Below are 9,784 nucleotides of genomic sequence, written 5' to 3' on the forward strand. Positions count from 1 at the left end.
TGGCGGCTACCAGTAGCGGGCAGTGCGGTAATAATGGCGAATATGCTCAGTCTCGTGATAGCCGCCCGGCGTGGCGGCCGGTGAAAGGGGCCGCGCTTCGGCTGCTGCTGCCGGCCGGGCGATGGCCGCCACGGTAGCGAGCGCACCGGCGCCGCCGGCCGCTGCCAGGAAACGCCGGCGCCTGGCGTCAGGCAGGGTTGCGTCCTTGGTCATCAAGAAGTCTCCTCGGTTTGGCTGGCGGGGTGATCGATGGTGAATGCTTGCGCTTCAATCTCGAGAAAGGTATGAACAACATGCGCTGCACGCCCATAGAAGGTGGCGCCCGCTGTCTGGCGCACCTGCGTCAGGCACGCTGCATACCAGGGATGAATGTGGCGGAAGAAAAATTGCTGCTGGCGCCACAGCGGTTGCCGCAGTTGTTCGCTACCGATCATGACGCGCATGATTTCGCACAGCACGCCAAGGTGATCTTCGGCCTCGCCGCGCCCGGCAACGCGCGCCAAGCCCAGTTGCGCGAGATCGCCGCGCAGTCGGGCAAGCGGTTTGTCGTTCATGAAGCCGGCCAAGTACACGCTGGCATACGGGTTGATGACGGGGGTGCCGGTGCTGGTGAACAGGGTGTCGAATTGGTCGCGGACAGTGCCCTGCGGCGTGATGCTGGCCGCCGCAGCCAGTTTGCCAAGTGCATCCTGGAGGGGGTTGCCGGGCAAAGACGTGAGATCGGGCGCGGCTGCGCCGAGTGACGCGAGCAAGACGCCATCGGGAACGTCGAGCAGCAGGCTGGCGCACAGACCGTACAGATCCGCGCGACTGGACTCCTCGGCAGTCCATGGCAGACAATGCCGTGAAGTTATGGCTGACAGGCTACCCTGATCTTCGGGCGCAAGCATCTCGTCGCTCCGTCTTCAAAAACGTCCAGTCTATGTGTGCGTTTTCAGATTGTCCAGACGCGCACGATAGATCTGTCGCTTTGGGGGCGAGGCCGCGCTTTTACTTTCGCCTGAGAATGCAGGAGGCCATCACTGCTTCGCGCAATCAAACCTGTTCAAGTATGGAAAACAGCTTTTTCATATCCAGCGGTTTGACCAGGTGATGGTTGAACCCGGCCGCCATGGTGCGCTGGCGGTCGCTTTCTTGTCCATAGCCGGTGGCGGCAATCAGCAAGGCGCCGGCCGTTTCCGGCATCAGGCGCATGCCCCGCGCCAACTCTGTCCCATCCATGCCGGGCAAGCCGATATCGAGCAGGCAGACGTCGGGCCGCTCCGCCTTGGCCCGCGCCAAGGCTGCGCGCGCGCCATATTCGACCATCACTTGATGGCCTGACGCCTCGAGCAGCATCGCCAGCATCAAGGCGGCATCGACGTTGTCGTCCACAATCAGAATTCGCAAGGCCTTGGCGTCCGGCGCGCTCACATTGCTGCCATAGGCATGGTCTTCCTGCGGATCTTGCGTCATCAGGCGCGGCAGGCAAACAGTAAACGTGCTCCCCTTGCCGATGCCTTCACTGTTGCAGGTCACGGTCCCACCGTGCAGTTCGGCCAGGCTTTTTACAAGCGCCAGACCAAGCCCCAGGCCGCCTGCGGAGCGGTCCGATGTGCGCTCGGCTTGCGCGAACAGGTCAAACGCGTGCTCGACCAGGTCGGCCGACATGCCAATGCCATCGTCAGTCACCTGCACCAGCACGCGCGCGTCCTGCACGTCCGTCTTGAGAACGATATTGCCGCCCTCGTTGGTGTACTTGGCAGCATTGTTCAGGATATTGGTGAACACTTGCACCAGCCGCTTTTGATCGCCTTCCACCCTGGTCGACTCGGGAGGCAAGAACAAGGCCAGGCGGTGGCGCCGGGACTGTATCAGCGGCGTCACCTGTTCCACGGCTTCGGCGACGATATGCCGGATATCCTGCGGCGCCTTGTCCAGCGTAACCAAGCCTCTTGTCACGCGCGAGACGTCCAGCAAATCATTGATCAGGTGCGTCATATGGTCCACCTGGCGCCCGATGATCTGGCTGGTCTGGCGTACACGGGCGTCGTCGAGCTTTGCTCGTTGCAACAACTGCGCTGCCGCCCCGATCGGGGCCAGGGGATTTCTCAGCTCATGGGCAAGCATGGCCAGGAATTCGTCCTTGCGCCGATCGGCAATGGTCAGCTGTTCCTGCGCCAACCTGCGCTCGGTAACATCGCGAAAGAAAAATGCGATACCGCCATCCAGTGAACTATGCGCGCGTATTTCCATCCACGATGGCTTTTCGTCTGGCCGGATATAGAATAGCTCGATGATTTCAGTTATCCCGGTCTGCATCACGCGGCGGTAAGCTTCTTCGGTGACGGTGCCTTTGAATTCGGGGAAGACATCCCAATGGTTGTGTCCGATTACCTCGGCGGCTGAACGCTGGGTAATGCGCAAGCCCTCGGCATTCATGCGCCGGATGGCCCAGTCGCGGTCCAGGACGGCAAAGCCTTCCACCATGCCGTCAAAAATGTACTGGCTCTGGTCGCGCTCGGCGCGCAAGGCAATTTGCGCCTGTACCGTTTCCACTGCCGACCAGGTGCGTTCGGCCATTTCCTGCGCCATGCGCAGTTCCTTGTCGCGCCAGACGCGCGGGGCGGCGCTGTCGATCACCAGGACCACCGTCAATTTTCCCGCATTTACGAGTGGCAACAGCAGCTCGGCGCGCACACCGCTGTGCGGCAATGCGTCCAGGTGCTTGGCCGTCTCGTTTTTTTGCACCACATCGTCAATGACCACGATTTTCCCGCTGCGCAGTGACGCGATGACAGCGGGACTGAAGTCATCCATTGTCTTGCATTGTTGTGTCACACCTTCGCCTCCCGTTGCCGTCCAGCCACGCCGGGTCAAAATGGCGCCCCGGTCGTCGTCCACTTCCGCATACAGAACGCGCCAGACATGCAGTTTTCGCCCCAGCAGCTCGCACGCCGCCGCGGTCACGTCGTCGGGATTGCTAAGTTGGCGGATGCGATCGGCCAGTTCCAGCTGAAAAGCCTGGCTGGACTGCGCTTCTTCCAGTTGCGCGATTTTTTCGGACAAGGCGCACTTGGCCTGGTACGCGCCGGTGACGTCATTGCCCTGTGCAAAAATACCGGTCACCCGTCCGTCCTGGCCCCGGATCGGTTGGTAAAGCATGTCGACATACCGGTCTTCCAGCGGGCCGCCGGGTTCACGTTGCAGCGTGATCTTTCGCTCGCGCAAAACAACCGGCTTGCCGGTTTGATAGGCGCTGTCGAGAAGTTGGTCGAAACCTTGGCCTGCCAGCTCGGGCAGTGCTGTCGCTGCGCTCTGGCCAATGATGTTCCGGTAACCGATCAGCTGGTAGTAAGCTTCGTTGGCCGTTTCATACGTATGGTCAGCGCCGGTCAGCACCGCGATGAATCCCGGCGCCTGATTGAACAATATTTGCAGCTGGCTGCGCTCCGCATTCAGGATACGCGTCATCGCTTCATGCATCTGGGGCCGGTTTAGCTGCGCGACGTCCGGCACGGCGTTGGCATCTTGCTTGAGGTAATACTTTTTGGCCGTGACATCGAAGCGGTACAAGTCGGTCACGTCGATCGCGTTTTGCATGATGAACGCAACCGCGCCGCTCTCGTCCAGGACCGGGGTGTGGACCGCGCTCCAGTAGCGCTCGTCAAATACGGTGCCCTCCGGCGTTTCACGGCTCACCGCATAGCGAAGCAGGGCGCTGGTATGCGGCGCGCGTGTGGCAATCGCGCGCTCGATCGACAGGCGCACTTCCTCCAGGTTGGTCGAATCCGGGTCCGCTGGGTTGACCGGAAATGCATCAAAGATATTTTTTCCCAAGATGTCGTCGGCATGTCGCCCCGTCGATTGTAAATACGACGGGTTCGCACCGATGATCACGAAGTGCGTATCGATGAGCAGGTACGGATAGGGCGACGCATCGAAGAGCGCGGAAAAATTCGGTCTTTTAGTCATCCCTCATTCTTCCATACAAGTGAAAAATGAGTCGCAACGGATCAGGCTGTCGGCAAGCGGGCGCGTCCCCGCGCTTGCGCGTTCAGCAGCACGCCCTTATTTGGAGCGACAGACCGCACACAGCTTGTTACCGTCCGGATCCCTCAGATAGGCCAGGTGCATGGTGCCCATGGGGCTCTCGCGCAGGCCCGGCGGGTCTTCAATGGAGCGCCCGCCGTGGGCCAGTGCCGTGTCGTAAAATTGCTGCACTTGCTCGGGCGAACTGCACTTGAAGCCAATGGTGCCGCCATTGGCAAACGTGGCGTCTTCCCCGTTGATGGGCTCGCTAATGCAAAAGGTACTTCCCTCGTGCCGGTAGAAAAGCCGGACTTGACCGGAAGGCGCTTCGTTGCGGTACGGTTCGCCTGCTCCGATCACGCCGAGCACGGCGTTGTAAAACTGTTTTGACTTTTCGATATCATTCGAACCGACCATGACGTGACTGAACATGCTATCTCCTTGTGCCGGAGGGGGTTCCCCGGGTCTGTGCGAAATGATAATGCAAATACAGTGATGCCGCCCGTTACGGGAAGTGCTCGGGGTCGCGCGGCGGCACAACCCAGCCGTGCATGCGCGATTCGTAGACGGAAACGGTCGGGGGAGGAAATAATGGGTCGGCAAAGGCGCCAACGGGAATCGCCAAAAACGCTTCCATGGCCTCAGGCTCGTAATAGACCGTGGCGCCGCAGCCGGGACAAGAGTGGAACTTGGCGCGCGTGCCCTCATCGCCGGTGAGGATGAACTGGGTTGATTGGCCGGTGACCTTGACTTCTTTGCGCAAAAACCTTGCTTGATGCGCAAAGGGACTGCCAGTGCGGCGCTGGCAAGCCAGGCAGTGGCAAATGGAGATGCGGACAGGATCGCCCGTCACATGGGCCGTTAGCTGGCCACAACTGCATGATGCTAGTCGCGTTGACAAAATTCCTCCTGAAAAAAGCAAGTACGTCGACCCGAAAGCAGGCGATACGTTGGCTCTAGACCCGTTGCGTTAGACCCGTTGCGCTAGACCCATTGCGCTAGACCGCTTGCTCTAGACCGCTTGCACAAGCCCATTTTCAATGGCCCGGATGTGCTGACTTGTTTGCGCCGGCGCCGTTGGCAACGGCACCAGCATCGCGTGCTGCGTGGCCGTATGCAGGTCGCGCCAGACGCGGCCGATGTCGCTGCGTTGATCTGCCGCGTACAGTCCGCAATAAGGATACAGCGTGTCGACAGCGTGGCGCGCGGCATCGACCAAGGCCAGCGACGCCGCGTTCAGTACGCCGGCATCGACTGGCGCATTGGCGCAGACCGCGCTCCACATATTGTCGAGTAGGCGATAAAAATGGGCTCGCGCTTCTGCGACACTGTGCTCTTGCTCCCGTATGACCTCCACGACCGCCGGCAGTTCCCCCAGCAGGCAGCCGGACAGTGGATGGCGCCGGCGTGCGATCAGCGGCCCGGCCAGGCGCAGGAAATGCAGCGCCATGCCCGCCACATTGGCCGCCAGCGTGACGAACGCCAGCGTGAGAAACGGGAACCGGTACAGTGGACCTGGCGCCGTCGCATGGTCGGGCGCGATGTCGAACGCGTGGCGCGCGGCAACCCAGACACCGTCCATGCTGAAACTGTGCGAGGCCGTCGCCCGCAGGCCAATGCTGTGCCAGCTTGGGTGCACTTGGACGTTTACCGCCGGCACGATAAAGGCGCGCACGCGCGGCGCGCCGTTCCGGTCCAGCAGTGGCACGCCGCGTTCGCGCAGCATCGCGTTGAGCGTGAAGTGGGTTGCCATCGGCGTCCCGGTGGCGATGTCCCAGCGCCCGCTGAGCCGGTAGCCGTCGCCTTCGCGTTCGGCGTACCCGGTCGGCGCGCCGCTGCCGCCCACGCACACGGCCGGCGTGCCAATCACGTCGCGCGCGAAATCGGGCGCTAGGTAACCGCCGAACCAGCCGGCGCCCGCGCACAGCGTGACGAGCCAGCCGGTGCTGCCGTCAACGCTGGCAATTGCTTCTTCCAGGCGCACCGCGTCCGGCAATGCCATCTCGGCGCCGCCTGCCGCCGCCGGGGCCAGCATGCTGAGCCAGCCGCGGGCGTGGAGCAAGGCTTGCAGTTCCGGGGCAAGCATGCCGGTTTGATCGGACGCGGCGGCATGCGCCGCGATCGCCTCACTGTCTTGCTTGGACAGGGTGGCAGGGGCGTGGTTCCAAGAGGAGTCGGTAATCATGATCAGTCGAGAGCAGCGGTTGCCAACTCGCTAGTGTAAAGCAGACGGACGTCAATGCTGCAAAATGTGCACTGGGCCTGACGCCCCGGCATTGAAGCGCGCGTTTCAGCAGAAGGCCTTGTTGCGCTCGTCCGCCGACAATGTCAACACCTCGACGCCGCTATTGGTAACCGCAACGGTATGTTCAAACTGTGCCGACAAACTATGGTCTTTCGTTACCGTGGTCCACTTGTCGGACGAAACTTTGACGTGATGGCTGCCGGCGTTAAGCATGGGCTCGATGGTAAAAATCATGCCAGGCTCGAGCACGATGCCGGTGCCGGCGCGGCCGTAGTGCAAGACCTGGGGCGCGTCGTGGAATACGCGACCGATGCCATGGCCGCAAAAGTCGCGCACCGTCGAAAAGCCGTGCCCGCGCGCCACTGCCGCAATTGCCGCGCCAACGTCGCCCAGCGTGGCGCCCGGACGCACCTGGCCAATGCCGGCAAACAGCGCCTCATAGGTGGCGCCCACCAGACGCTGGGCGAGGATCGACACCGCGCCGACTTGAAAAGTGCGGCTGGTGTCGCCATGCCAGCCACGGAGCAAAGGTGAAACGTCGATGTTGACGATATCGCCGGCCCGCAGCAGCTTGGTGGCCGACGGGATGCCGTGCGTGACCACATGATTGACCGAGATGCAGCTGGCGTGCTGGTAGCCGTGATAGTCGATGGTGGCGGGAATACTGCCGGCTGCGCGCATGAAGGCTTCGCACAAGGCGTCAAGGTGCGCCGTTGAAACGCCCGCTTTGACATGCGGGGCGACCATGTCGAGTGTGTCGGCCGCAACGCGGCACGCGGCGCGCATCGACGCCAGGCCAGCCTCGTCATGCAAGGGAATCTTTTTGCCGTTGTCGGTCTGCAGGGAGTAGCGCTGCGCGCTTGGGATGGCTTGCTTCATCGGGACGAACTTGCCCAGTGGCACACAGCATCGTGCGATGAGCGCAACATGCCATCGATGCAGGATGGGATGGTTTGCTCCTGGCTCAGGAAAGGTTTGACGATCGCGACCGGCGCGCCGATCAGGATGAAGTGAACAATATTGCCGGGATTTGCCAAGTGCGGCGGCAGGGTTTGTACGCAGCGCTCAAAGGCGGCATCGTAGTCGGCCTGGTCTTGTTCGACCAGTGCGTGCAGTTGCGCCGACAGTTCGCCGAAGTCCGGCGCGGCATCCGATTGCAGCATGAAGCGCGCGTAAGCCGGCTTGCTGCGGCACCATTGCAAGAGCGCTTCGACCGCGCTCCACGTGTTGCCCGACTCCCAATGTGGCAAGACGTGCGCGCGAAAATCGGCCCGGACCTTCAGCCAGGCGCGCGCCAGCACCGTGCCGCGCGAATCGAAACGGTGATATAGGGAACCAATCGGCTCGCCGGCGCTGGAGGCAATCGACGCCATTGATAGCGCGCCGATGCCGCACTGCGCGGCGATGTTAATGGCGCTGTCGATGAAGCTGTCTTCGTTGTATTTTGCTAGTCTGACCATTCAAATAGAATAGCAATTCTATTTGAATGGTCAAGGTTTGATCACCATTTCCTGCACTACCGATACCACGCATAATCACGATGCCACTCGATTTCTCCACGCTACCAGATCAGCAACATGGGCACGCAAATGGCGATCGGGCCAAGACGGTTTGGTTCGATGTCGGCAACGGGCCCGTTACCCCGCCGGCGCAGACCTTCACCGGTTACCTGTCTGCCGGGCAATCGGTGATTTTGCCATCGCCATGGTTCGAGTACGCCGGGGGCACGATCAAGGCGACTTTGAGCGCGCCGGCCAGCGCCGACTTCGAACTGAGGCTGGAACGCGGGACCAACAGCGCCTGGCTGAAAGTTGCAGAAAGCACGTCGCCGACGTCGTCGGAGTCGGTGACGTATCCCGCCAGCGCCGGTTACTACCGGGTCACCGTGTATTCCTACAGCGGCGCCGGTAACTACGCGCTGTCGATGACCAAGTAACGGTACGGGAAAGTTTTCGCCGCGGCGTCTGACAGCCGCCGGCCGGCTCGTGTTTTTCCTGGTGAAAACACGGGTTTTTTTGGCAACAATGCGAACCCATCTTTAGTACAGCGAAGATCGGCATTCTTGTGTATGGTGATGTAGTGAGCGATTAACCCACCAAGGCAATGAAGGCTGACGAAACATGACAAATGATGCGCCGCTCTACAAGAACGAAGTAATGCTGCTGTCCCAGACTTTTTTCATCAAGGACAACCAGGCTGAACTGCTGCTATGCGCGCATAAATACGACTTCGACATCCTCTTTTTCAACGAAGTGCAAGATTTTGTCATGGCCGTCGAAGGCGACCGCGGCAACTCCCTGTTCGTCATCGACCTTGACGCCCTGCACAGCATGCAGGCCGACATGCACGACAGCCGCAAGACCTTGATGCTGGGCGAATTGCTGCAGCGCCTGCCGAGCGAACAAAGCTATGTCTACCTGCAAACAGTACGCCAGGGTGGCCGCTACCTGCTGCAGCAGCGCCTGGTCGACAGCAATTGCCTCGCGTATGCGGAAAAGCCGATTGCCAACGACGTGCTGGTCGACAAATTGTTCACCTTGTTCGTCCAGAAAAAGCGCGGCGACCTGGTGCGCCTGGTGTACCTGGGCGAACCGGTTGGCCTGGATGAGGCGGCCTTGTTGCAGGCGCGCGTGGAAGTGATCCACCACGGCGACTCGCAGACGCTGCATTTGCGCGTGAAGGAATTGCAGCCGGACTTGGTGCTCATTACCGACGCCGAGTATGAGCGAACGGAATCGCTGGTGCGCGTTCTCAAGAAGAACATTGAAGCCGATCCCGTGCGCGAAATCACGATGCTGCAGCGCCACCCGAACGCGGCCCTGACCCGTAGCGCGCTGGCCAGCGGCTTTGACGAAATCATCCTGATGACCGACCCCGACGTGCTGGCCGCGCAGTTGATCAACCGCGCCAACAAGATTCGCGTCAACAAGGACTTGATCGGCAAGGACCGCGCCACCGGGCTGCTCAACAAGATCGGCCTGCAGAAAAAAGCGCAGGAACTGATTCGCCAGGCGGCCAGCGAAGCGCGTCCGCTCGCGTTTGGCATTGTCGATATTGACAAGTTCAAAACCATCAACGACACTTGGGGCCATTATTTCGGCGATATCGTCATCAAGCGCCTGTCGCTCACGCTGGCGCCGCACATCGGCGAGCGCGACCTGCTCAGCCGCTTTGGCGGCGAGGAGTTTGTCGTCGTATTCTGGGATTGCACGCTCGAAGAGGGCTGGCGCCGGCTCGACGCCATGCGCCAGGCCTTTTGCGCGATCCCGTTTGAAGTCAAGCCCGGCGACACGCGCCACTTTTCCTTCAGCGGCGGGGTGGCGGCCTATCCCGAATACAAGAGCGAAAACGAACTGTTCCTGCGCGCCGACGCCATGCTGTACGAAGCAAAGGAGGGCGGGCGCAACCAGATATGCGTCGCACCCTCCGGCCACGGCAAAAGTTCGCAGCACTAGCCCGAATGTTGCATGAATCTCCATCGCGCTTACGGTTTTTCGGCATCGCTTGGCGCTGACCGTAGTTCGGATG

The 9,784-nt window shown here is 61.1% G+C and carries 10 protein-coding genes; 2 read left to right on the forward strand and 8 right to left on the reverse strand.

The features are described from left to right. Window positions 1-6: 6 nt before the first annotated feature. The 8 genes from ACP7BV_RS25030 to ACP7BV_RS25065 all read right to left on the reverse strand — a co-directional run bounded on the left by ACP7BV_RS25030 (window position 7) and on the right by ACP7BV_RS25065 (window position 7,716). Complete coding sequence (locus ACP7BV_RS25030; RefSeq protein ID WP_426107600.1) at window positions 7-213, reverse strand: formate dehydrogenase; 207 nt, start codon at window positions 211-213, stop codon at window positions 7-9. Continuing rightward, the gene (locus ACP7BV_RS25035; RefSeq protein ID WP_426107601.1) at window positions 213-890 is read right to left on the reverse strand and encodes a TorD/DmsD family molecular chaperone; all 678 of its coding nucleotides are present in this window, start codon (window positions 888-890) and stop codon (window positions 213-215) included. Before ACP7BV_RS25035 ends, ACP7BV_RS25030 begins: the two co-directional genes overlap by 1 nt. Before the next feature lie 145 nt (window positions 891-1,035). Continuing rightward, window positions 1,036-3,954, reverse strand: coding sequence for a PAS domain-containing protein (locus ACP7BV_RS25040; protein WP_426107603.1), 2,919 nt, complete (start codon window positions 3,952-3,954; stop codon window positions 1,036-1,038). 96 nt (window positions 3,955-4,050) lie between these two features. Continuing rightward, window positions 4,051-4,443 carry a VOC family protein gene (locus tag ACP7BV_RS25045; RefSeq protein ID WP_426107604.1) on the reverse strand — a complete coding sequence of 131 codons (393 nt, stop codon included), beginning with the start codon at window positions 4,441-4,443 and terminating at the stop codon, window positions 4,051-4,053. 73 nt (window positions 4,444-4,516) lie between these two features. Then, window positions 4,517-4,864, reverse strand: a complete 348-nt coding sequence (locus ACP7BV_RS25050; protein ID WP_426107605.1) for a GFA family protein — start codon at window positions 4,862-4,864, stop codon at window positions 4,517-4,519. A gap of 159 nt (window positions 4,865-5,023) precedes the next feature. Continuing rightward, window positions 5,024-6,196: an acyl-CoA dehydrogenase gene (locus tag ACP7BV_RS25055; RefSeq protein WP_426107606.1), complete on the reverse strand. Its 1,173-nt coding sequence runs from the start codon at window positions 6,194-6,196 to the stop codon at window positions 5,024-5,026. A gap of 105 nt (window positions 6,197-6,301) precedes the next feature. Then, on the reverse strand, window positions 6,302-7,135 hold the full coding sequence (map, locus tag ACP7BV_RS25060) for a type I methionyl aminopeptidase (protein ID WP_426107607.1): 834 nt from the start codon (window positions 7,133-7,135) through the stop codon (window positions 6,302-6,304). Continuing rightward, entirely contained in the window at window positions 7,132-7,716 is a 585-nt protein-coding gene (locus ACP7BV_RS25065; RefSeq protein WP_426107608.1) for a TetR/AcrR family transcriptional regulator, read from the reverse strand. Before ACP7BV_RS25065 ends, map begins: the two co-directional genes overlap by 4 nt. Before the next feature lie 80 nt (window positions 7,717-7,796). Here ACP7BV_RS25065 and ACP7BV_RS25070 point away from each other — a divergent pair, with 80 nt between their 5' ends. Both ACP7BV_RS25070 and ACP7BV_RS25075 read left to right on the forward strand, forming a co-directional pair. Continuing rightward, a complete protein-coding gene (locus ACP7BV_RS25070; protein WP_426107609.1) occupies window positions 7,797-8,192 on the forward strand; it encodes a hypothetical protein in 396 nt (131 codons plus the stop codon). 184 nt (window positions 8,193-8,376) lie between these two features. After that, window positions 8,377-9,711 (forward strand): diguanylate cyclase, encoded by a 1,335-nt coding sequence (locus ACP7BV_RS25075; protein WP_426107610.1) that lies wholly within the window; start codon window positions 8,377-8,379, stop codon window positions 9,709-9,711. The last annotated feature ends 73 nt before the right edge of the window (window positions 9,712-9,784 follow it).

This window comes from Massilia sp. TSP1-1-2 (assembly GCF_049896185.1).
In the GTDB taxonomy this organism is placed as follows: Bacteria; Pseudomonadota; Gammaproteobacteria; order Burkholderiales; family Burkholderiaceae_D; genus Telluria_A.